Below are 24,757 nucleotides of genomic sequence, written 5' to 3' on the forward strand. Positions count from 1 at the left end.
AAATAGATAAAAATCAGCAGGTTAAATTTTAAAAAAATGTTATTAAATATGTTAAAAATAGGCCAATTCAATACCACATAAACTTTATAAAAATCCATTTAGAATAGATACTTGAAAATTTAAAACTTAGTAAAATCTCTAAGTAGGTAAAAATTTCAAGTACTGATGCCAATACTTTGCTACACTGTCAAATAACTTAAAAAATAGGGAAATATGTAATAATAATTACAAGAGATGGAAAAATCTAGTATGTTAACTCAAGATAAAAAACTACTTTTAATTGGTCAAGTAAAAGATTTAAGCGGAATCTCCATTAGGACAATTCGTTATTACGAGAGTTTAGGTTTAATCAATTCATTAAGTCGAACAGAGGGAGGCTTTCGTCAGTTTTCATTTGATGTGCTAACTCGTCTAGCATTCATTAAAAGGGCACAAAATCTTGGTCTTAGCCTAGAAGAGATTGTCAATATCCTTCAGGTTTATGACCAAGGGCAAACTCCCTGTGGTGACATTAAAGAGAAACTTGAAGAGAAGGTTTTGCAAATTGATCGCCAAATTGATCAGTTGTTAACTTTACGCTCTGAAATAAAGGGATTACTTTCAGGCTGGAAGAATGTCAGCGATCAACATGAGAATACAATTTGTCCGATCATTCAAAATACTAGTACTTTGTCAAACTAGTTTTTAGTGTTTGTAATAAGCACTTTATAGCGGTTATCATTCAGATGCAGTACAGAATTATATAGCAAGGTGTAAGGGCACGGCAGTGCCGTGCCCCTACGGACGTACTTCACTAGACTGGGAAACGCTATACTACCGCAAGGCGGAATTCAAAATTAAAAAATAAAGCAATTTCTTCGTTCCTTATCTAGGATTCAGGACTTTTATAGATAAGGAACCACCACAACTCTAGCCCAATTAAGGCTAAACCTGCGATCGCAACTCCAACTTTCAAGCCTAAAGGTTGCTCGATACTGTGAAATTGGCTGTTTTGCTCTGGCGAGTGGGCTGGCATTTCTGCTAAAGCTACGCCTGATGTTCTGGTGAGAAGCACTAAAGCTGTAAGGCTTCCCCAAAGCATTTTTTTACTGAACATTTCCTAAATTACCTTGCAATTATGAGATAGCTTTTGGTTGAAAGTTACGCAATCTGAGGGCGTTGCTAACAACAGAAAGTGAAGAAAGAGCCATCGCAGCACCGGCGATAATTGGATTGAGTAACCAACCGAAGATGGGGAACAAAATTCCTGCCGCAATGGGAATACCAATGACGTTGTAAATAAAGGCAAAGAAGAGATTTTGCCTAATATTGTTGATAGTAGCGCGGCTAAGTTGAATTGCTGTGACGATTCCTTGCAAATCTCCAGAAATTAGGGTAATATCGCTAGCTGCGATCGCTACATCTGTTCCCGTACCAATGGCAATTCCCACATCAGCCTGTGCTAAGGCTGGCGCATCATTTATGCCATCACCCACCATTGCGACAATCTTGGATTTTGAATTTTTGATTTTTGATTTTGGATTGGCAAATCTCTCTATCTCCCCTTGCAAAGATTGGATAATCGCTGCTTTCTGATCTGGACGCACTTCGGCAAAGATTTGCTGGATGCCAACTTGCCCTGCGATCGCTTCGGCAGTTTTACGATTGTCGCCGGTCAACATTACTACTTCTAAACCTAGCTTCTGTAAAGCTTTTACTACTGCTGTTGATGAAGGTTTGAGGGCATCGGCAATTCCCATTATTCCTTGTAGTTCGCCATCTACAGCAATCAAAATAACTGTCTTACCAGCAGTTTCCCATGCATCTTTATACTGCTGGAGACTGATGGTATTAATTCCAAGTTCTGTTAACCAGCGTTGTGTACCAATTTGCACAAGCTGATTTGCAACAACTGCTTGCACACCACTACCTGCATTAGCCACGAAGTTGTTTGCATCTATTAAACTCACTTCTTGAGACTGGGCGTATTTTACAACAGCTTCAGCTAAAGGATGCTCAGAATTACGCTCCACGGTTGCTGCTAACTGTAAAAGCTGGATTTCATTACCATTCGCTGTACCGTTTACAGTTACAAAGTCTGTAACCGTAGGTTTCCCCTGAGTCAAAGTGCCAGTTTTATCTAGAACAATGGTTTTAATTTTGTGTGCTAGTTCTAAGCTGTCGGCACTTTTAATTAAAATGCCATTTTCTGCACCTTTGCCTGTCCCCACCATTACAGATGTGGGAGTAGCTAAACCCAAAGCACAGGGACAAGCGATAATTAGTACACCCACCGTTGTCATTGTTGCGAGAGTGAGGTTGCCAGTGAAATTAAACCAAATAACGAAAGTAGCGATCGCAACGGCAATCACAGCTGGTACAAACCATCCTGTAACTTGATCTGCCAAGCGCTGAATTGGTGCTTTAGAACCTTGGGCTTGTTGCACTAGTTTGACAATTTGAGCCAAAAATGTATCATTTCCGACTCGTGTTACCCGAAACTGAAATGCACCCGCACCGTTAATCGTCGCCCCAATCACCTCATCTCCTGGCTGCTTTTTAACTGGCAAACTTTCACCCGTCACCATCGCTTCATCTACCGTCGAAGCGCCTGCAATTACTTCGCCATCTAACGGAATCTTTTCACCGGGACGCACCAAAATCACATCGTTGATTCTGACTTCGGCGATAGGAACATCAATTTCTTTACCATCACGAATGACTCTGGCATCTCTGGCTTGCAGTCCGATGAGTTTGCGGATTGCTTCAGAAGTTTGTCCCCTAGCGCGATTTTCTAGCAACCGCCCCAGCAAAATTAAGGTAATGACAATAGCGGCAACTTCGTAATAAATATGAGGTATCAAGCCTTGAGCAATAAAAAATTTCGGGAAAATAGTGACAAATAAAGAATATAGATATGCTGCACTTGTACCCAAAGCAATCAGCGTGTCCATCGTTGCCGTATGGCGCTTAAGGGATTTCCAGCCATTTCGGTAAAAAGATCCACCACACCAGAACACGACAGGGGTTGTCAGCACTAACTGCACCCAAGAATTCTGAAGGAAACTTGGAATTAAGGGTAAGTTCAGCCCAGTCATCATAGGCAACGATCCCAAAACCAGGAAAATGCTGATTACACCTCCCACTAACACCTTGAGAGAGAGTTTACGTTGTAATGCTTGCTTACTAGCTTTCTCGGCATCATCTTCTTCAAAAAGCAATTCTTCAGAGACTGAGTGAGAAGAGTATCCCGCAGCAGCGATCGCACTTTGGATTTTCTCTAAATTTGCTAGAGAGCGATCGTACTTGATGGCGGCTTGTTCTGCTCCAAAGTTAACGTTGCAGTCCTTTACCCCAGGAACAGAGCGAATTGCCTTTTCGATGTTGTTGGCGCAAGCGGCGCAACTCATGCCTCGAAGTTTGAGTGTAAGAGTATCCATACTGTGGATTAGGTATTAGGTATTGGGGATTAGGGATTGGGGTTAGGAGAGAGGTGACAGGTGACAGGTGATGATAGGGAATAATCTGTACCCTGTAACCTGTACCCTGTTCTGTTCCCTTCCCCAGTCCCTTTTCTTCAAACAACTGGATAACCAGCAGCAGCCAATGCTTCCTTAATTGCTGTTTCTGATGCTTGAGTTTCTACACTGACAAGCTTGGTTGTTGGATCAGCCTGAACGCTAGCATTGGCATCGACTGCTTGAAGTGCTTTGGTAATGGTGCTTGCACAAGCTGAACAAGCCATGTTGGGAACTGTGAGTTGGAGAGTCATAGATTTACGGGATAGAGTGGAAAAGCTAGCCAAACCAAAGTGGATGACTCAGCGACATCCGTTAACAGTCAGAAATCTCTGGTTGGAAGTCGCCTTAAATTCATCCTAGACTCTCTAGCCGGCTAGAGAGTCTAGAGATTTTTAAAAGTTTTTAGCTAAACTTCAAATTTCTTTATAACTTTGGTTTAGCTGAGTAACCGTTGCTCATCAAAATACAACGTATTAACTTTAAGATTGGTACAAATACCTTGTTAGGGACGCACAGCTGTCCATTGGTGTCAACTTAACTAGGACTTACGCAAAATATCTCTCAAACTCTGATTTCTCCGTGTACTCTGCGCCTCTGTGGTTCGTTATTCCGTAACTCTTGCGTAGTCCTATTAACATAAAAACCAATCTAGAAAAGCTTTTAGGATCGCCTCGTTCCCAGTCTCCGACTGGGAATGCCCGTCGTTGAAGCGGAGCCGCAAGTGAAGTGCATTTCCAGCCCAGAGGCTGGAAACGAGGTTTTAAAAGGATTTGACCAATGCACAGCTTTGCTGCCTGTCCCCTTGCCTCTTCCTTGACGTTTAAGGGATAGCTGCTAAAGAAAAAGCCCCTGGTGTTGACCAGGGGTATCCATCTTTATTCCCTTATTTAGAATCGCATCTGTGAAGCTATAGCCAATTCACAGTTATGCAATTAACGGATATATTGATGATTGTTTTGCAATTAACTACTTAAATAAAAATTTACTCAGTGTAATGGATAAGAGCGATATCTATGATGGGCTACGCTAACGCTTTTTTGTCTTCGACTGATCAAAAAAAGGTTTAGCACTTAGCTAAACCTTTATATATTTAGTGTTTAAGCAGACATTCCAAATTAATTTAGACTTACTTTCATAGGAGTTCATCTTCCTGTAGACTGTATCTAAAATATCCTAAAGACTGATGTAGCATTACTTAAGAAGTCATAATAAAAGGCTTGGTTTAACCAAGCCTCTACATATACCAAGCATTTACTACACCAAGATTAATTTAGACTGGCTTTTAATTTAGTTCATCTTTCTGTAGGCTGTATCGGAATATTCTAAAATCTGATAAACAATTTCTAAACTTATACTTGCAAGTCATAGTATAAATTTCTATAAAAAAAGACCCTGGGTATTATTCCAGGGTGCATACACATTTTTCAGGCATTAACAGGCTAAATAATAACTTTAAAAAATAGTTATTTCTACTATCCATAGAATGATACCAACAGTAATCTGTAAACTTTTTTAAACATAATAAAAATGACTGTCACCCCAGGGAGTATGTCAATCATGGACATCTTCCACTAGGATGTCAACAAAATATATAAAACATTATTCTGGTTGATTCAACAAATTTACATTTGTCAGGATTAGCAGTCTAGGAGCAAAATATGAACGTGAAGGAAAATAACTTAAATATTTTTAGGTAGTTGTACAGAGAACAAACTACCTTTACCTAGTTCAGAGGTAACGTGAATAGTTCCTGCGTGCGCTTCTACAATCCGGTGGGATAGATGTAGTCCTAAGCCACTACCTGAGCGTTTATTTCTACCTTGGCGAAATCGCTCGAAAATTGTTGCCTGATCTTCTAGCGCAATCCCATACCCTGTATCTTCTACCTCAATTGTTACTGAATCGGGATTTCCGGGATGAGGTGAAGTTTCAAAAATGCGGATTTTTATGCCTCCTGTATCTGTAAATTTAATGGCATTTGCAATCAGGTTGTTCAACACTCGCCGTAGTTCCAAGCGATCGCCCATAATAATCCCAGCGTTTTTACTCTGTGAGTCTAATTCACGGGTGTCTATTTCTAGAGTCAACCCTTTTTCACCAGTTAGAGGGCTAAGTTCGCTAACTACTTCTTGAGATATCTCACGTAAATCGCATTCCTCCCAATTCAAGGTTTTTTTACCTGCCTCAAAGCGATAGACTTCTAGGAGGGTGTTAACCATTTCCATCAAATTTTGGTTACTGCGAATCATGACTGCGATCGCCTGTTTCATTTCTGGCGAAATTTTGCAGAATGTTTCCATTTCAAACAAATTCAACATCCGATCTGAGGCTACCAAGGGAGTTCGCAAATCATGAGTCAGACGGGAAACAAAGTCTTCCCGTTGGCGGGCCATTTTTTGTTGTTCGTCTAGACTATGTTTGAGACGTAGCAGCGATCGCACTCTTGCTAGTAGTTCATCAGTATCAAATGGTTTACGAATAAAATCGTCAGCACCAGCATCCAAACCTTCGACAACACTAGATTCATGAAAGGCAGTAATCAGCAGAATTGGAATATAAGAGATCGCAGGGTTATTCCGAATTCTACGTGTGACTTCGTAACCATCGATCCCCGGCATCATCACATCTAACAGAATCAGATCGGGCGGAAATTCTTCAACTCGCTGCAAAGCCTTGAATCCATCTGAAACCAAATTAATTTCATAACCTTCACTTTCTAAAATTGCTTGAACCAAAATAAGATTATCTGGAACATCGTCAACTGCGAGAATACGATAAATTTTATTATTTTCAGCTAAAGACATAATTTTTCAACGTTTATCGCTTTTTTTGAAAGTAATTTATAGGAATCTAGGATATCCTATTTGTTGTTGCCTAGCTTCAGAAGATGAATGATGGGAATTTTTAGCAGAGTAAAAAACCCCCTTCTCATCTAATTGTAAAGGCGGAGGATCATCCACCTCGTCGGATAATGTAATTTGACGTGGCAATTCAATTTTAAAGATTGAACCGATCCCCAATTTGCTCTCAAGAAAAATTTTGCCACCCATCATTTGTACTAGCGAATCTATAATTGCTAAACCCAATCCAGTGCCTGGATATTTGCGAGTGATAGTTTGATCGGCTTGCCGAAATGCTTCAAAAATATTTTTAAAATCTTTAGGGGCTATGCCAATACCTGTATCCCGAACGATAACTACTATTTTATTTGCAGGTAGTTCCTTAACCTCCACCCAAATTTCACCAGACTCAGTGAACTTAATGGCATTGGAGAGCAGATTAATTAAAATCTGTTTGATACGAACTGGATCATTAAATACCAAAGGATTTTGTATATCAGTTTGCACTAACAATGAAAGATTTTTAGCCTTAGCAAGAGACTGCATTTCACCTACACCAAGATTTATTACCTTTGATACATCAAATATTTCCGGCTTTAAGTCTAATCGTCCTGAGTCTAGCTTAGAAAAGTCAAGAACTTCATTGAGTAACATCAGCAAATGCTTGCCATTATTCAAGATGCGCTCAACCATATCTCTTTGTTGGTGCGTTAATTGACCAAACTTAGGACGCAATAATATTTGCGAAAAACCAATAATCGCATTCATTGGCGTTCTGAGTTCGTGAGACATAGTTGCTAAAAAAAGTGATTTTAACCTTGATGCCTCCATTAACTTAAAGTTTTGCATTTGAATATGTTGCTGTTGTTTCTCCCATTCTTGGTTTTTCTGAATTAGTTGTTCATTACTTTCTCTAAGTTGTTGGGTTGCCAAAGCTGCCTGCATTTCAGCCTGATAAATCCGAATCGCACTCCGCAAAACCTGCGCTAAGGTTTCTGGTGATATCCTAGACTTAGAGAGATAGTCTGTAGCCCCAGCTTTCAATAATTGGAGAGTATTTTCTTCATCTCCTCGATCAGTTAATACTACTAAAGGGACTTTAATTTCCACAGAACGGAGTTGTTGAATCAAAGTTAGTCCATCATTGCCTGGTAAGGGATAGGCTAGAAAAACACAATGATATGCAGTAGTATTTAAGGCAGAAAACGCATCATTTCCATCGCCTACTTCAGACAGTTCGATTTGCACACCTGCTTTAGTTAGGGCAGAACGAATTGCTATCCTGTCTACTTCGTCATTGTCTACAACCAAGATTTTCAGCGTCTCTTCCATCGGTTTTTATTTTTGCCGCTAAACATAGGTTGATGTATAAAATTTTTGTTTTCAGATTATCTATCTAATTAAATAATATAATATTTTCGGCTATCTAAAATCTGTAGCTTTATTAACTAAGACATTTTGGATAATATCTAATATTTATTGAGCGTTGTTATTATCTCAACAAACTTAAGGAAGATTAAAAGCTTTAGAATATATTCAGTTAAATTTAAGTTGTCAACTTTCACTCGGTGCTGATCTTAATTTAATGTTGTCATTACCACGATAGGAGTTGATCTTAAATATGGATCAGAGTGTAATTCTTGGGGGAATTCAATACCGCGCAAAACCAAGTTTTGCTCGGCAATAACTATCCGGATCTGTCGGTAATTTAGGTCTAGCATTGTTAGTGCTTCTAACCCATTACTTGCAAAAGGAGCCGGGTTACTAATATTAACTTTTTTGAATGCCTACTTGACATTCATTACATTAACTTGTTTGTCCTCCATTAGTAGTATGTTAATAACTCTTTTGAATATTGCTTTGGGTTGAATTGAGTCTGTTGTATCCTCAATTTTGTTAATTTACCAGAGTTTGGGAATAGAACTCTTAGTTAATCACCAGTAGCTCTCAAAAAATTAGCAATTAACAAACCGAAAACTATATGATCTGAAAACAGCAGACAGAATTGAGTGTAAAATAAAATACTTTACCAACCTTAAACCAATTGTAAATGAGTCAACCAGCGACCGTCCTCAGCCATTGGTGAGAGTTACATACCGTTCTCATGTACCCTAAGCTTGAATAGTTCTAGCCATCAGATTGATGAGGCTAGTTAAATAAAAAATTATTGTCTATACTCATTTGTGAATCTGAAGTAGTCCTACCTCTAAGAATTTCGACAACTTTTAGGATACAAGCCGCTTTAATTCATTGATAGAAGATGAAGAAATGGGTAGCATCAATTTTCAAGCCCCTGCCTTCAGACGTGGGGAACTCATTGCGTTAGCGCATCGGGGCGTAGCTCATTGCAAATTGCTCTGACTCTATGTAATTTTCTCATTTTTATAAGCTTTTTTTTAAATTTTTATACAAGATTACATTAATTAACTAATGGAACATAGCAACTCAAGGCTGAATTCCAAGCAATAAGGGAGCAATTTTGCATTTGTCTCAATATTTCATACTCTTTGTACAAGTATCCATATATCTCCAGCTAGATTTATTCTCTATCGAAATATGAAAAAATTAAATACTTATTATTTCTATCGGTGGATGCAGAGTGGTTGAAATATCATCTATCTTTGGTTTGGGAAAATAAAAAATAGCAGCGTACAAAAAGTAATACTTTGAAAGATGCAAACAGCATAAGAGCGAGTGTAGCGATGAGTGAAATTAGCATTATTTTAATTGAAGATCATGATTTAACGCGAATGGGTCTAAGAGCAGCACTACAGGCTCACAGCGCATTAAAAGTAATTGGCGAAGCAGCAAATGCTACCCAAGGATTAAAACTTTTAGAAACGGCAAAGCCAGATGTAGCTGTCGTAGATATCGGTTTGCCTGATATGGATGGTATTGAACTCACCCGGAAATTCAAACGTTACCAAGCGGAAACTGGGCAGACGGGAACAAAGATTCTCATCCTCACAATGGATCACACAGAGGATGCTGTACTTGCAGCTTTCGCGGCGGGTGCTGATTCTTATTACATGAAAGAAACAAGTATCAGTAAATTAACTGACGCTATTCAAGCGACTCACGGCGGTAACTCTTGGATTGATCCGGCGATCGCTAATGTGGTATTACGAAAGATGCGCCAAGGTATTCCGGGAGAGAGCCAAGGTTCTGATAAAACGCCGAAGACTGTAAAAATTGAGGCGCTGGCATCAGAATACGAGCAAGTTCTAGAAACATACCCCTTGACTCAACGGGAATTGGAAATCCTAGAGTTGATTGTAGCTGGGTGTAGCAATGGGCAAATTGCCGAGAAACTTTACATTACAGTTGGCACTGTAAAAACCCACGTTCGCAATATTCTAAATAAACTGTGTGCTGATGATCGTACCCAAGCTGCTGTGAGGGCCTTACGTTCTGGGTTGGTGGCATAAGGGGATGAGGGAGCAAGGGAAGAATGACAAATGACTAATTAAAATCGTTCTTGTAAACATTCTGCAATGCGTAGTGCGGCTCCCGGTTTACCCATACGTCGTAGACCATTCTCGGCAATAATTTGCAAAATATCAGGATCTTTGAATAGAGATTGTACAACTCTCGCTACTTCTGCTGGCTGCTCAACTAAAATCAACGATGAGCCTAAATGACGACTTTGAGCTTCAGCAAAGGCAGGATTATATTGCGGCCCATTACCGGGAATTGCGATCGCAGGTTTCCCCAAACCGATAAACTGCTCTGTAGCTGTACCTGCCATTGCGATCGCTAAATCTCCCAAATGCAAGCAATCATTATATGCTTGTTGTGTCAGCAAGAGATACGCATTTCTTTGTTTAAATGTCAAGATATTTGGGTCAGACATTTTGATAGGAGATGTTGACTCAGTGCGCCAGCCTTGAGATTGGACGCTTTGGGATAGAATATTAGAGTCTAAACCAGGAGCGATCGCACCTAAAAATACTACTGTTTTAGAAGTATAAAAGATCGAATCTCGCTCTTGGAAACTTGCCATCAATGCAGATACGGCAATCATAATTGTTTCCCAGTTATTATATGCCTCTGGCGGACGAGAACCAGGAAGAAGAGTAAGCACAAAAGGCCGTACAGTCTCTTGCTGGTGGGCATCCTGACTATAAAATTGTTGTCGTGAAAAGGTAGGCTCTAGACCATCCATCATCGGATTACCCAAATCAAAAGCTGGAATTGGCCATTGTTTTAATGTTTCAGACGTCAGCGCATCTCTAGGAAACACCGCCTTACAACGGCGACGGCTCATTAACCAACGTTCCCAAGGATGATAAACTGAACCAGAAAAATTTTCCCAACGCGCATCTTTAGATTTCCGTGGTAATAATCCAGCTTCATCGCGCACATAATATTCAGATTTTGCCGTACCGACAAAAGCATAGTTAGCGCCACTAAAAGTTGCAAACAACAGTGGCACAATATCTCCTACAGCTAAAATTGCTCTTTTATTACCTAATTTTTTTGAGAATTCACCCAACGACGGACAGCTTTAATCTGGCTGAGGGTAAGTTGCAATAAACCACCGCGTACATCGCGCACTAATTGGCGGTTATCCATATAAATAAAGCCACCAGAAGGCATAGTGCGGACTGAACCGATAACGGGGATATCCAACTGTTGGTAAGCACGTCCTTCACCCACCAGAGGTAAAGCAAATATCTCTGGTGGGTTTGATTGTCGTTGGAGTTCTTGCAAAATCCGAACTGCAATCATATCTTCCCCATGACCATTACTTAATACAAGTAACCGCAAAGGAGAAGTTGCACCTTGAAAGTTAGAAGCTTGGGATAACCGAGATACATTACTCATAAGAAACAAAATCTCAAAATTAACTGTCTGTTTGGGTAAGAGGTATAAATAGGGAAATCGGCGAAGAAGCTGGAAGTTAGTATTATCGCTATTCACTAGCCTCTCTACAACTAATTCCCAGTTAATTAGGTTAAATATTATGCGAGTTTCTGCTACTGCAATTTTGACTTTAGCTACTTTAGCTGCTGGCAATGTCACTCAGCAAGCAACGGCTGCACCTGCTAAAACCGTTACTCCAACTACCAAAGTTGGTAACTTGGTAGTGCCGATAATTGAAGACACTCCCGCACGAGTAGAGACAATTGCTTTTCCAGAAACTATAGTTGCACAACAATTTTCTCAAAATCCCGTCGCCGTGCAAACAGGTGCAACAAAAAATTCTACAGTAGTCTTAAAGTCAGCAAAAGAGTTAATTTCCCAAGTTATCCTCCCTGCTCCCACTGCCTCCCCTGCTCCCCTCTCGCCATCCCCCAAAACCCCTACTACTGGAAGCGATTTAGTACTCACAGCTACAGATGTACAGGTTGTGGGAGCCAATCAAGAATTGCAGCAAATTATTCGACAGGTAATTAAAACCCAGGCTGGTGGAGAAACCAGCCAAAGTCAGCTACAAAAAGATGTAACTGCAATTTTGGATACAGGTTTATTTAGCAATGTCAGTGTGAATAGCCGTAGCACACCTGCTGGATTGAATGTAGTATACCAAGTGCAACCGATGATTGTGCGATCGCTGCAATTATCTGGTGCTAAAGTACTTACTTACCAAGTAGCTCAACAACGTTTGCAATCTCAAATTGGAACCACCATCAGTCCCGCAGCACTCCAGCAAGGAGTAGCACAAATTAACAAGTGGTATGCCGACAATGGTTATAACTTGGCGCGGGTGTTATCAATTAAACCCAGTCGTGAAGGCATCCTAACTGTGAATGTCGCTGAAGGTTTGGTGGGTAATATCAAATTTCGCTTTATCAACGATGAAGGTAAAACCGTTGATAATCAGGGTAATCCTGTCGGAGGACGCACCAAAGCAGATTTTTTACAACAGCAACTTAAACTAAAATCTGGTCAAGTTTTCCAAGAAAACGTAGTTAAACAAGACATACAACAGCTATATCGTACTGGTTTATTTGAAAGTGTGAATGTCGCTTTAGAAGGGGATGCGACAAAACTTGATTTAGTCTACCAACTCAAAGAAACTGGGGCGCGTGGTGTTAACGTGGGTGGTAGTTACAATGCCGATCAGGGATTAACAGGCACAATCAGCTATCAAGATCAGAATGTCGGCGGTGTTAATGATACTTTAGGTGTGAATGTCGGTGTAAGTAGCCGAGACTTACAATTTAATAGCAAATTTATCAGTCCTTATCGGACAACTAACCCCGATCGCTTGGGCTACACTGTAAATGGTTTTCGTAGTCAGGAACTTTCGGAAACCTTTGATGACAAGATTAAGTTAGCTAACGGCGACAAAGTGCGAGAAGGTCAAATTGGCGGTGGTGTCAGCTTACAGCGACCACTTGATGACTGGAATACCTCATTAGGATTAAACTATACCCGAATTAGTATTCGCGATCGCCAAGGTAATATTACCCCAACCGACGCTCAGGGCAATCCCCTATCTGCAAGTGGAACTGGCATTGATGACCTAACAACCGTATCCTTCACAGCCACCAAAGACCAACGAGATAATCCCCTCAATCCAACTCAAGGTTCCGTTTTGAGTCTGAGTACAGAACAATCTGTGCCTATCGGTGAAGGTAATATTTCTCTCAATCGCCTGAAAGCCAATTACAGCCAATATTTGCCAGTCCAATTATTTAACACCAAAGAGCCACAAGTATTTGCAGTGAATCTGCAAGCTGGCACTGTCCTTGGTAATTTACCGCCCTACGAAACCTTTAACTTGGGTGGTTCCAATTCAGTGCGCGGTTACGATTCTGGAGATGTTGGGAATGGGCGCAGTTATGTTTTGGCTTCGGCAGAATATCGTTTTCCCGTCTTACCAATCGTCGGCGGTGTCTTGTTTGCCGACTTTGCTTCCGACTTAGGTTCTGGTGATACTGTATTAGGAGATCCTGCGGGTGTGCGAGATAAACCAGGTTATGGTTTTGGTTATGGGGCTGGAGTGCGATTAAATTCCCCACTAGGCTTAATTCGGGCTGACTACGGCATTAATGATCAGGGAGAAAGCAAAGTACATCTAGGTATTGGTCAGCGATTTTAATTTCAGTTAAGACACTGCATACCATTACTTTGTGAGGCTGTGCCAAACCCTCTCAATTTTTTCTTTCTTTGTGTCTCTACATTAGACCTCTTATATGAATCAAAACCCCTCACCCTAAATCCCTCTCCCAATTTTGGGAGAGGGACTTTGACATTGGCTCCCTTTCTCCCAATTTTGGGAGAAGGGGTTAGGGGATGAGGGCAAATTTTGTATCCGTGCAAGAGGTCTATTAGCGATAAGATAAATTGACCGATTTGTTACACCATATTTAATGATATGTACATTTTGATAATCAAAGCAAAATAATTATAGTCACGTTTTCGTAGACATTAATTTTTTAATAGTGCTAGTCGTGCAAAATATAAAAAATATTATAAGTAATAGTATGGAAAAAAGTGTTATAAATGCCAGCCTTTCTACCCAGAATCTAACCTTTCGTCCAGGTGATACCCCTGTATCATTTGAGGTAACTGTCAATAATGACAGCGATCGCTTTGTCAATTTTCAGATAGAAATTACCGCCGCCGGAGAAACCAGAAATACAGGCTATCGCTGGTATAGACTCGAACCAGAGGTAGCAGCAGCCAAGCCCCCAGGCAGTAGTACCATATTTCAAGTTTTTGTATTTAATACACCCATTCCGGGATTTGTCGGTACTATCAACCTGATGGTAAATATTTTTTCACCGCAATTAGCACAACAGTGCAGACTTGTGCTGCGCCTGAAAATCGAGCGAGACAATAGACCGACACATTTAAGTGTAGAATTGCCTGTGCGAGAGTTCCAAGTTTATCCCCGCAATTCTATAGATATACCAGTACGGGTGCGGAACTTGGGGCAACAACCGACTGAGGTGGTGCTACGTTTTACAGGTGTTGATCCATCTTGGATAACTAGCAGTGCAGAACGCCGATTATCTTTAGATCCGGGTGGTTTAGCAGAAGCCACATTTCAATGCCAACCTCCTTCTGTAGTGCAAGCGCCGAGTCAAAACTATCCTTTTACCATTGAAGCTGTTAGCAATAATGGTTATCCAACTAATGCTGAAGGTAATATTGAAGTTTTACCTGTGGGTTTTATAGACTTTAACATCACCCAAAAACACCTTAAAATTCCCAGTAAATCGGCATGGTTGCCTGACTGGAAATCTGATACAGCTTCCTTTGAATTACTATTTAAAAATGCTAGCAACCTCAACCAGCAAATTAATGTGCAGGTGCAAGGTAGAGACTGGCGAAAATGTAGTTTTAAAAAGCTGCCCGAAACTGCTAATCTCCATTTAGGAGAGACAAGTAAGGTCATCCTTGATGTTAAAACAAAACGCCCTTGGATAGGAATCGGCAAAACTTTGTTGCTGGAAGCTAAATCTGAATTATCCGACCAACGTTTAGGGAGTACAGACCCAGCCACGCAGACATTAGAAGTGGAAACTCTGCCAATTATACCTCTATGGCTACAATTGGCTGCGATCGCACTATTAGCCGCACTCCTAGCATTATTACTGAGGCCAAGCAATGTAATGCATACACGTTCTGTTAAATCAGTACGTTTTAGTGGCATTGGTTTATCTGTGGTCAGTGGCTCAGATGATTGCACCTTAAGGCTTTGGCGAATCGGTACTGATAACTTAGATCCAGATGACACAGTAAAATATTCTGGGCAGCCCATTGCTTGTGAACAACAGCAACAGCCCAAAGGCTTGATGGCGATTAACGATGACGCTGTAGAAGTCTTACGCTTCATGCCATTACAAAATAATACGTGTTGCTGTTGGTCTAGATAATGGTGTAATTGAACTCAGAGATGTGCCATCAGGTGAAAAAATTAGCGAGCTTCAAGACCTTAAAGATCCTAAAGCAAAAGGCGATCGCGTTTTTGATTTAGCTTTCACCTCAAACTCACTTAACTTATTCAGTGGCTATGGCAGTGGTAAAGTGAGATTATGGTCAAGATTCAGCGCCTAACAGCGATTTTCTGCCAGAACCACAAGTTATCGACATCCAAAGTACATTAAAATTATCAGGTTTCCAAGTCTGGCATTAAATCTCAGCCCAGATGCGAAAACTCTAGTAATTGCTGGAAACTTTAAGCGTTTCATCTTGTGGCAGTGGAATCCAAACCAATCTGATAAACAATTGCCAGGTTTATCAGTGCAAAATCTAGAAAAGCTAGACCCATTAGTTGGGCGTGAAGACTATATTTGGGGGTTAGCTTTTGTGCCTAACTCAACAGGAAAAATCCTCGCAACTTCCGATTCTGCTGGCTTCATTACGATTTGGGATTTAAATCAATGTCAAACTATCAAAAGTCCCAATCCACTCGAAAAAGTAAATGAACTTAATTGTTCACCAATAGACCGTTGGTCAGCATCAAAAACATCTGTGCGGACTCTCGCATTTAGTGACGATGGCAGTCTCTTAGTAAGTGGTGGCGATGATGGACGAGTAGTGATTTGGTACTTAACCCCCGAACATCAACTCGACAAAACAAAGGCAGCAGAAGGTAAAACAATTTACCAAAGTTCTAAAAAAATCAATAGTATCGACTTGAAAACCAATCAGGGAACCATGATTGTGAGTGGTGGTGAAGATTTTCAGGTCAAACTACACCGCATCAAATAAGGAAGTCGATGATATGCAAGCTAAATTTAATCCACTACAAGTTATTATCAACCCACCTGGAATTCAATTTGGGATGCCAGGAGATACCATTGAACTTTATGTTGTGGTGATCAATCAAGGAGATCAGAGTGCGGTTATTGATTTATATTTTGTTTTTGACGAAGTATTTCAAATTTAACTGGCTGGTCTGTTTCTCCTAGAGAAAGTTTAGCATTAGCTCCAGGGCAAAATAGTGACGAAGTAAGATTTGAATTTCAAATTGCCGCAAATGCTTTACCCGGAACCTATGACTATACACTAATCGTAGATTCTCCTCTACATTATCCCCAAGACACCCCCATAACCTTCCCTAACCAAATTAAGGTTCTGCTAAAAGAACAGACAGCAATTCGACTGAACGACCCGACATTTTCCATTAGACCTAACACCAACCCCAACAAACCGCTAATTTTCAATTCTGGTGAACCTCTGCAAGTGGAGGTAATAGTTGATAATCGCTCTTATCTAGTAGATAGGTTCCGCTTGAGTTGCCCAGATTTAGACGATGACTGGTTCACAATTAATTATCCTGCAACTGGATTTGAGGGGCTAGGATTGGTGTCTGAAGTGACTGCACTAGAACTAAATCCTGGTACTCAGGGTCAAATATTGTTGAAATTTCACCCACCTGGGGATACCCTCGCCGGAAGCTATTCTCCAACAATCCGCTTATATTCCGAAAACTCTCCAGACTTAGTATTATTAGATTTGGTGTACATTCAAATTCCGACAAATTATCACCTAGATATAGAACTCAATACCATCTTGGGACAAGTTAGTCGTAGTTTGGGCAAGTACGAATTATCACTAGTTAATCGGGGCAATATTGTCCGCGAACTAATATTAAACTTAAAAAGTCGAGACGAAGAAGAACTATATACTTATAAATTTGATCAAACTGAAGTCAGATTATTACCTAATAGAGGTGCTGTTACCAGTTTGACAGTCAAACCTAGACCTTGGTGGCGACGACCGTGGTTTGGTGCAGGGCTAGTGGTCAACTTTCAAACCGATATCAAAGACCAGCAAAATTTGCCTTTACCTAACACATTGCCTCAAGGAACTTTGGTATGGAAACCTCGTCCTTGGTGGCAATTTATTCTGTTAATTTTAGCGATTTTGGGATTATTGGGAGGGCTAGGATTTATCATTTGGCGAATTTTAAACCCTGATCCTTTAAGATTAGAAAATTTTAGTGCAAATGACTCTCAAATAACGGAAGGTGATGAGGTCGCTTTGAAGTGGGACATTCACCACTATAAGCAGTTACAAAAGTTGGTTCTAACAGCCAAAGGTTCGCAACCCGTTGAGCCTATTACCTACGAGTTTAACAATGGCATTCCTGAAACACTAGGCAAAGGAAGTGCTAATGAAATACCTCCTTGTCAAGTACAAGAGAAAGAAGAGTTAATTTGTAGCAATGTGAAAACAGGAGTAAAAACAAAAGGGAATTATACTTTTGAGTTACAAGCCTTTTATAAAAATGGGATACAGTTATTTTCTCGAACTAATCAAGTAGCAAACCAAACAACCCAAGTAGAAATAGTTGAGAAGCAATTGCCGAAATTATTAATTTTCAAGCTGATAAACCACAGTATATAAAAGGTCAAAATATTCTTTTAAATTGGTCAATTGTACGTCCATTACTGCTAGCACAAGTTCAAATTGCTGGTAGTGCAGATGATGGTACATCCTACGGGGAAGCAATTACTTATAAATTTAACCAAGGTAATATTACTGACCCGAAACTTCAAAAGCTGTGTACACAACAAAATCAACAATTGCAATGTAAAAATATTCCTCTACTAGCAAATAAAGCCGGAAACTTCGCATTTGAAATCAAAGCTTTTCCTAACAACGGGAGTAGCAAAATTAGTTCTAAAAAGACTGAATCAAAGATTGGAATATTACCAAAACCATTTAGGATAGTCTCTTTTACAATCAATGGTAGTGAACAACCAAATCTTGTTCTCAACGAAGGAGAATCTGCTACTTTGAGTTGGAGAGTAGAGGGAGAAAATATTCAGGTGAAACTTCTGCCATACGGCAATGATGTTAAGCCAGTTGACTCAATCACGCTTCCAGTCAATCAAGCCTTCCCACCTCAAATTGGACTGCAAGTAAATGATATATCTGGTAAACAACAATCCCAGCAAAGAGGATTTGCAATTACAGTTATCAAAAAAGTAGTGCCTATTCCTATACCTAGCGCTAACCCACTTCCACCTAGCAATAACCCCTTTAAGACTCCTTTGCCTCAGAGGTAACTTTTTTAGCGAAGTGAAACCCAACAAATGCCCAAAAATGTTGGGTTTAATTCTGATATCATGTCCCCTTGATTACAAAACCGAACAGTTGTTCGACTCCTTTTAGTCCAAAGTCCAGGTAATTAACCACAGACAGACACAGTTAGGAGCGCACAGATAGCTGTGCGCCCCTAACCGTCTACCTCATTTAAATGAGAATCGCTATGTTGAAACTTTAGATAATCGCAATACTTGGAGTCAGAATCAATCAGTGGGAGATTAAGATCCACCACTAATTGTTAGCGCTTGCCTTTACGTCTGTCTCTTCCAAGGATAGTGATGATTCCAAAGAACTAGCGCTACTTTCTGGTGTTGAAAGCTCATCACTTACAACTCCATCCCATGAATAGTTACAGATTTTAGTGCGAAGCAATGTACCAAATGTGAGGTTAATTGCTAGAGAAAAGGAATCGATAAAAATTAGATTTACAAAACGATCAATCATTAGACCCCCTTGAGCTAAATTGAGCATCAAGTGATACTTGCTTTCTTACTACACACGCCACAATCTCTTTTCCAGAAATGTATGGTATCTAATATATTTATCGGCTCAAGGGAGAATAAGATTGCGGGTAAGGGTAACAGGAAAGAATTCAATTCTTTATCGCTTTAATTCAGTAGGTTGGCAAGCTATGCTAACCTAAAACCTATGTACCTCATCAAATCAAAATCGCTACAATGTCTACCGATACTGGCTAATTTTCCAGGCGATCGCCTCGATTTTATCTACAAAATTATTGAGATATTGTCAATAGGTTTAGCTGAAGAGGCGAGAAACATCAACAAAACCTCCATGAATACTTACAATATTTGACACTTCAGAATACATACTTCCGACTTTACCTGCTTGATGGGTAAATAAATTATGGCAACCCACAATTATTAGTAGTTCTTGAGCGCGAGAAAATGCAACATTTACCCGTTCTGGCTTTTTAGCAAAACCCACATCTCCTTTGCTATTGTTGCGAACCATACTTACAATTACAACAGGTCGTTCCATACCTTGAAATCTGTCTACGGTACCAGTACGAATTTCTAGCGAAGGAAAAAGTTCAGATTGCAAACGTTCATCAATTTTTCTTAATTGAGCGCCATAAAATGTAATTACGGCAATTTCCTTTTTCGGTTCACCATTAGCAACTCTAGAAGCCCAAGTCGTCTCGAACTGCTGACACAGACGTTCAATCGCATCAATTTCTTGAGTATTAAAGTAAGAAGTTCCGTTTCTTTGCTCTAAAAACTGATTTTCGATAGGCGTTTTTACCCAAAGAAGATGGTGAGATTCTTGGATAATCTCGTCTGCTAAATGATGTGCGCGTTTTGTATCAGGTTCCAAAATACCAGATTCTAGTTTACCGTCATAAAACTGGTTGATTGCTCCCATAATAAATGGGTGCATTCGATATTGTGTAGTTAACATTTGTTTGATGCTTTCATCAGCAGATTCAAACTGACTTTTAAATAGTGATTCTTCCAAGAACTGTAGTTCGTCTCGTGTATTACCCATTGTTTGAGCAACTTCTTCTACAGTGCTAGTATCAAGCATGGGTGGTAATTGCCGATGATCGCCTACCATGACTAACTTTTTGCCTTTCAATGCTGGTATTAATAACTCTGGTGGAGTACACTTACTAACTTCATCAATGATTACGACATCGAAAGATTTGAATTCTTCCGAAAAACCCCTATTTGCAGCTTGAACACAGGTGATACCGACGACGTTGGCATTATCTAAATATATGCGCCTTAAATCGTCGCTATCTCGCTCATTTGGCTGTCTTAATTTTCCTATCCAATCTTGTACAAAATTCTGATATTTATTGAGATAAACTTCATCTTTTTGTAGTTGCTGTTGCCAAGATTCAAAACTAATATTTATGCTACGTAATAACTCTATATTAAACAAATCATTAGCAAATCTTTCTGGTTTAAATTTATCCGGTATTCTTTGCCATTCTGTCAACCACCAGCTTCTTTCTTCTATTAAACTTTCTGATGGCTGCGGTTGTAATTTTTGTTCTATTTCGCGTAGGCTAATTTGTAATTTTTGAAGCTGATGTAGGGAAGTTTCAGTTTCTTGTTGTACCTTTGATAAATGCTCATGGAGAGAATTATTAATCATCTCCAACACAACAAAGGGTTCTAATAATGAAATTAAGTTTTCAAGTTGACTAATGGAAGTTTCCCAAGAATGCACTTGATTTGAAAATTCTTGTGGCTGCTCCCAAATCTTTGATTGTGTTGCGAGATATTGTTCACTTAGAATGCGTAATTGAGTAGGAATATTTTGTTTATTAAGTTCTTGCAAAATATTTATAACTTGTCCAAGCTGCAAGTTAGCGTCTTGCTGTGCTTTTTCTACCTCAGCTTGAGTAATGGATATTTGCTGTTGACTAACTTCATTTTGTTGAAGTTCATTTAATAGCCGTTGGAGATGCTGAAGCTGTTGATCGGTTTCTGTTTTTACTTTTAAAACGCATTGACGTGCATTTGCAAGGATTGTATCTAGCAATTCTTGTGTAATTTGGGTGAGAGTAGAGTCGATGTTATTCCATTCCCATGATGTACCATAGGTTTTTTGCATTCTAATTAAGAAAAACTGGGTATTTTCAACTAGTAACTTTCGCTGTTTGGGGTTGAGTAGCTGATAATTGTTAAACTGTTGATAGGTTTGCTCCCATTGGGTGCGATCGCTCTTTGATAGCATCATTGGAATCTGACTAAAGTTTTGTTGTAAAAAATAACTAAAATTATGCTGTTTACCCTGCCTGTCAGTAAAACCCCCGTCTATTTCATAAGCGATCGCTTTTGTCAATAACTCCCATTCTGGTAGGTTAATTTTGTAAATTTTTGGTACTATTGGTAATTTTAATGTATTAGCAAACATCAACAAACCTAGCGGCAAGTCTACTAAATTCTCTGTTTAGTGGTAAACCTGATTGCTGACAATCTTTTAAAGTTTGATAGAGAAGAGTAGGTGCTGTAGATTTCCATTCTTTAACTGCTGAGATAATATAATCTATTTCGCGTTTGCGGTTTTCCCATATCTGGATTGTTTGCTGGATGTTTTGCAGTTTGGCAAGATATTTCTGATAATCTGGTTGTAGCTGATTTAATGAGGCGAAATTTTGTTGGACAATCTGTACTGATGCTGCAACTTCTGATATAGCTTTACTTGCATTTTGAGCATAAGTCAAAGCAGTTTTAAATCCAGAAATTTCTCTTACTACAGTTTCACGCAACCAAACCGCTAAACCAAAAGCACCAAGCGCCGGACGCACAAAGCCAAGTTCATCAGTATATTTTATGGTTTGACGAACATTTGCTAAAAATTCTTCTACTAAACTATTACCTTCTGTGTATGGCTTAAGAAGCGGCAAAAAATCTGTAACTTCTGGAGCTTCCCAGTTGATATTTGGTGCAGTATTGAGGATATTTTCTAGTCCTGCAATTAGGGATTCAACCTCGTTCTGTTTTTCTACAGTTTCGTTATAAGATTTTTCTTGACTTTTAAAGTCGCTCTCTACTTTTAACTTATTTTTATTGAATTTAATTTGTTCTTGATTAAACTCTACCTCTGCTTGGAAGTAGGCTGCAAATCTTTGTGATGATCCGAGTAATTTACTGAATATTTGTATATTTTCGAGCCGTTGAGTGAGATTATTTTCGCAGTCATAAGCTGTGTTTTCTAGCCATCTGCCAATCACTTGGTCTTCTAAAAACGGCTGTCCTTCCTCCCCAACTTTCTCGGCTCTACCTTTTCGTACAGCGCGAATTACCGGGTTGTGAACTAATCGACTCAAGGCGTTATCTACTGCTAAATTTGCCTGAGATGCGATTAATGTTCGTCCACCGCGAAGCGCAATTTGATAGCAAATCTCGGCAATTACGGTAGTTTTACCAGTACCTGGTGGCCCTTGGATGAGAACAAGATCCTTCGCGGCAAGTACCTTTTCTACTGCTGCTTTCTGACCAGGATTAGCTGAAGATAATAACAAATCTTGTGGTTGAAGTTCAACAGTTGTTTTGATTTGTCTAGCCTGGGAAGCATCGAATAAAAAGTTACCCAAATATGGATTTTGGGTATAACCATTATTCAAATCATCTAAAGCTTTTTTCTTACGCTGAATCTGCTGAATATCACCAACTGCCTCAAAACACAAAAATCCTGTATCTGGCAACTTATAACGCTCTGTTGCCATGAATTCAGCTAAGTCACGTTCTAGCCTGAGACTAATAATACAACGGTTGGGGTCAACTTCTTCAACAGTCCCTAATTGACGACCGCTAATCCAATTTTTGCCGACGGGAGCAGTTTCAAAAAGCTTTAAATCTTCGTTTTTTGTGCGTCTTGCTCGTTCCCAAAAGTTTTCTAAGTCAAGGGAATTTTGATAAAAGCCGTCAAGGGTAGCTGAGTTTACATCAATTTCAAACCTAATCCGCCTTTTGAAGTTATAGTTATGGCTTACGTAACGCACACAAAATTGACGTGCTTTCGCAATTTTTTCTTCAATTTGCAAAAATGCTTTCCAAGCTTTAAGCTGATCTTCTGTGGGCACATTTTCGCCACAAACTGGCGCGGCTGCGATGCGTTTTAATGTCGCTGGCGGAATGTCGAGATGATGCTGATGATTAGCCAGTAAACGCAAGCGACAAGGTATAGCGTAGCTGTCGGCGTGTCCCCGTGAGGGTTGTAACAATTGAGCCGAAAGTATTTTTATCCCGCCGCGTCCATCTTTAGGTACAGCCGTCTCTAAATCCTAATGTTTTTCTGAGTTTCTCAAGTCTTGCGGGTAATGGAACATCGGAGTCTGTTGCTATTGTCAATTCCCAAATTTCTTCTCTTGCTTCTTTCCCCGCGCCTTTTGCGACGCACATAAAATAGGGAAGGCTTTTTACCAACACATTCCAACATTAACTCATTGGCGCGATCGCGCCGCGTCCCTAAAATCGGGATATGATTTTAGAACGGCCTCACCTTCAAGATGGCGGATAAAACTATGCAATTGGCTGAAGCTATAAACGTTTATAGCCCCAATCTTCAGAGTTTGTTTTACTTTTTGAAGATTTTGCTGTTAGTTTGCTTACGCGCTTAAACGAATGCGTTCGGCCATCTGGTTCGGAGATTGTACTGGTATGACTTTTGACTACAATTTTGAGCTTTTCGCAAATTAATAATAGCTTTTTGCTATCTAAATTCAATTCTTTTGCTAGTTCGTATATTCTGAGTTTGCCGTTGTTCATCCAGTTAACAATTGAGGGTTTAGATTTAAACGCAGAGGGGAGGCAGCGCGTTGCGGGGGTTCCCCCCGTTGTAGCGACTGCCGTCGCGCAAAGGTAAGCGCAGAGGAGCGCAAAGTATTATTTTAGTGCGATTCGATACGAATTAGATTTGGCAACACTCGGCGTTCCTCTGCGTTTAAAAACTTTATGACTATAGTTTGTAATGCTGGTAAACTTCACTAGCGGCGCGATGCAGCAATGAATGCCGCCATACTAAAGATTTCATATCATCAGCATAACCGCCACCAATGACGCAGGCGACTGGATAACCGCTACTCATACAGGTACTCAAAACCTGCATTTCTCGGCGAAAAATCCCAGCATCTGTAAGCGCTAATTTACCCAAGCGATCGCCTATATGAGGGTCAACACCTGCATCATAAAATACCAAGTCTGGCTTGACTTTAGATAGTAAATCTGCTAGGTAATTCGCTAAAGTTTGTAAATATGCGTCATCTTCCATTCCCACTGGCAAAGGAACATCCAAATCACTGTTTTGTTTTGTACCGGGGAAATTGACTTCGCAGTGCATGGAGAAAGTAAAAACGCTGTCGTCGTCTTGGAAGATAAAAGCTGTGCCGTCTCCTTGATGAACATCTAAATCGACAATGAGGATTTTTTGAACGAGTCCGAATTTTTGTAAAACGCGACAGGCGATCGCTAAATCGTTGAAAATACAAAAACCAGATCCATAATTGGGAAAGGCGTGATGAGTTCCACCAGCCGTATTACAAGCTAAACCCTGATTTAGGGCTAGTTTCGCAGTGAGTATCGTACCACCTACCGCTACACAGGTACGATTCGCCAGTGCTGGACTCCAAGGCAAACCAATGCGTCGCTGTGCTTTGGCATCTAAGGTTCCTTCACAGTAAGCTTGAACATAGTTTGGGGTATGGACTAACTCTATCAATTCTGGCTGTGGACGTTCGGGAGTATGAAATTGTTCTTGATTCGCTACACCATCAGCTAACAGCAATTCGTAGAGTTGTCGGAACTTAGACATTGGGAAACGATGTCCTTCAGGTAGGGGAGCAACGTAATCTGGGTGGTAGATAATTGGCAAGTCCATAATCCAGAAAATCTCAAGCAGCTAATCCGACAACTAACAAGCTAAAAT

General features: G+C 40.0%; 16 protein-coding genes and 3 pseudogenes. 9 read left to right on the forward strand and 10 right to left on the reverse strand.

The window, feature by feature from the left end:
- Positions 1–249 precede the first annotated feature (249 nt).
- The gene (locus ANSO36C_RS10215) at positions 250–681 is read left to right on the forward strand and encodes a heavy metal-responsive transcriptional regulator (RefSeq protein ID WP_251960294.1); all 432 of its coding nucleotides are present in this window, start codon (positions 250–252) and stop codon (positions 679–681) included.
- Positions 682–868: 187 nt separating this feature from the next.
- Here the strand turns inward: ANSO36C_RS10215 and ANSO36C_RS10220 are convergent, their stop codons facing one another.
- The 6 genes and pseudogenes from ANSO36C_RS10220 to ANSO36C_RS34815 all read right to left on the reverse strand — a co-directional run bounded on the left by ANSO36C_RS10220 (position 869) and on the right by ANSO36C_RS34815 (position 8,196).
- Positions 869–1,096 (reverse strand): hypothetical protein, encoded by a 228-nt coding sequence (locus tag ANSO36C_RS10220; protein WP_251959434.1) that lies wholly within the window; start codon positions 1,094–1,096, stop codon positions 869–871.
- Between the two features lie 19 nt (positions 1,097–1,115).
- On the reverse strand, positions 1,116–3,419 hold the full coding sequence (locus ANSO36C_RS10225; protein ID WP_251959435.1) for a heavy metal translocating P-type ATPase: 2,304 nt from the start codon (positions 3,417–3,419) through the stop codon (positions 1,116–1,118).
- 137 nt (positions 3,420–3,556) lie between these two features.
- Positions 3,557–3,751 carry a heavy-metal-associated domain-containing protein gene (locus tag ANSO36C_RS10230; protein ID WP_251959436.1) on the reverse strand — a complete coding sequence of 65 codons (195 nt, stop codon included), beginning with the start codon at positions 3,749–3,751 and terminating at the stop codon, positions 3,557–3,559.
- A 1,428-nt stretch (positions 3,752–5,179) separates the two neighbouring features.
- Positions 5,180–6,304, reverse strand: coding sequence for a hybrid sensor histidine kinase/response regulator (locus ANSO36C_RS10235; RefSeq protein WP_251959437.1), 1,125 nt, complete (start codon positions 6,302–6,304; stop codon positions 5,180–5,182).
- A 36-nt stretch (positions 6,305–6,340) separates the two neighbouring features.
- Positions 6,341–7,672: an ATP-binding response regulator gene (locus ANSO36C_RS10240; RefSeq protein WP_251959438.1), complete on the reverse strand. Its 1,332-nt coding sequence runs from the start codon at positions 7,670–7,672 to the stop codon at positions 6,341–6,343.
- A gap of 137 nt (positions 7,673–7,809) precedes the next feature.
- A pseudogene (locus ANSO36C_RS34815) lies at positions 7,810–8,196 on the reverse strand (response regulator).
- An 846-nt stretch (positions 8,197–9,042) separates the two neighbouring features.
- On the opposite strand from ANSO36C_RS34815, the gene ANSO36C_RS10250 reads away from it, so the two are divergent.
- Positions 9,043–9,768, forward strand: a complete 726-nt coding sequence (locus ANSO36C_RS10250) for a response regulator transcription factor (protein ID WP_251959439.1) — start codon at positions 9,043–9,045, stop codon at positions 9,766–9,768.
- 38 nt (positions 9,769–9,806) lie between these two features.
- On the opposite strand, the pseudogene ANSO36C_RS10255 reads toward ANSO36C_RS10250, so the two are convergent.
- Positions 9,807–11,167, reverse strand: a pseudogene (locus ANSO36C_RS10255) (lipid-A-disaccharide synthase-related protein).
- Positions 11,168–11,306: 139 nt separating this feature from the next.
- On the opposite strand from ANSO36C_RS10255, the gene ANSO36C_RS10260 reads away from it, so the two are divergent.
- From ANSO36C_RS10260 to ANSO36C_RS10290, 7 genes are all read left to right on the forward strand, one after another.
- Positions 11,307–13,391, forward strand: coding sequence for a BamA/OMP85 family outer membrane protein (locus ANSO36C_RS10260; RefSeq protein ID WP_251959440.1), 2,085 nt, complete (start codon positions 11,307–11,309; stop codon positions 13,389–13,391).
- Between the two features lie 385 nt (positions 13,392–13,776).
- The gene (locus ANSO36C_RS10265; RefSeq protein ID WP_251959441.1) at positions 13,777–15,174 is read left to right on the forward strand and encodes a COG1470 family protein; all 1,398 of its coding nucleotides are present in this window, start codon (positions 13,777–13,779) and stop codon (positions 15,172–15,174) included.
- Positions 15,175–15,196: 22 nt separating this feature from the next.
- Positions 15,197–15,355 (forward strand): WD40 repeat domain-containing protein, encoded by a 159-nt coding sequence (locus ANSO36C_RS10270; RefSeq protein ID WP_251959442.1) that lies wholly within the window; start codon positions 15,197–15,199, stop codon positions 15,353–15,355.
- Positions 15,356–15,526: 171 nt separating this feature from the next.
- Complete coding sequence (locus ANSO36C_RS10275; protein WP_251959443.1) at positions 15,527–16,012, forward strand: WD40 repeat domain-containing protein; 486 nt, start codon at positions 15,527–15,529, stop codon at positions 16,010–16,012.
- A 13-nt stretch (positions 16,013–16,025) separates the two neighbouring features.
- Positions 16,026–16,190, forward strand: a complete 165-nt coding sequence (locus ANSO36C_RS10280) for a hypothetical protein (protein WP_251959444.1) — start codon at positions 16,026–16,028, stop codon at positions 16,188–16,190.
- Between the two features lie 296 nt (positions 16,191–16,486).
- The gene (locus ANSO36C_RS10285) at positions 16,487–17,653 is read left to right on the forward strand and encodes a COG1470 family protein (protein ID WP_251959445.1); all 1,167 of its coding nucleotides are present in this window, start codon (positions 16,487–16,489) and stop codon (positions 17,651–17,653) included.
- A gap of 179 nt (positions 17,654–17,832) precedes the next feature.
- Positions 17,833–18,318: a hypothetical protein gene (locus ANSO36C_RS10290; protein ID WP_251959446.1), complete on the forward strand. Its 486-nt coding sequence runs from the start codon at positions 17,833–17,835 to the stop codon at positions 18,316–18,318.
- A gap of 271 nt (positions 18,319–18,589) precedes the next feature.
- Here the strand turns inward: ANSO36C_RS10290 and ANSO36C_RS10295 are convergent, their stop codons facing one another.
- The 3 genes and pseudogenes from ANSO36C_RS10295 to ANSO36C_RS10305 form a co-directional block, all read right to left on the reverse strand.
- Positions 18,590–18,802: a hypothetical protein gene (locus ANSO36C_RS10295; protein ID WP_251959447.1), complete on the reverse strand. Its 213-nt coding sequence runs from the start codon at positions 18,800–18,802 to the stop codon at positions 18,590–18,592.
- A gap of 312 nt (positions 18,803–19,114) precedes the next feature.
- Positions 19,115–23,601: pseudogene (locus ANSO36C_RS10300) on the reverse strand (translation initiation factor IF-2 N-terminal domain-containing protein).
- Between the two features lie 190 nt (positions 23,602–23,791).
- Entirely contained in the window at positions 23,792–24,709 is a 918-nt protein-coding gene (locus ANSO36C_RS10305) for a histone deacetylase family protein (RefSeq protein WP_251959448.1), read from the reverse strand.
- Positions 24,710–24,757 lie beyond the last annotated feature (48 nt).

The sequence above is a fragment of the Nostoc cf. commune SO-36 genome (genome assembly GCF_023734775.1).
In the GTDB taxonomy this organism is placed as follows: domain Bacteria; phylum Cyanobacteriota; class Cyanobacteriia; order Cyanobacteriales; family Nostocaceae; genus Nostoc; species Nostoc commune_A.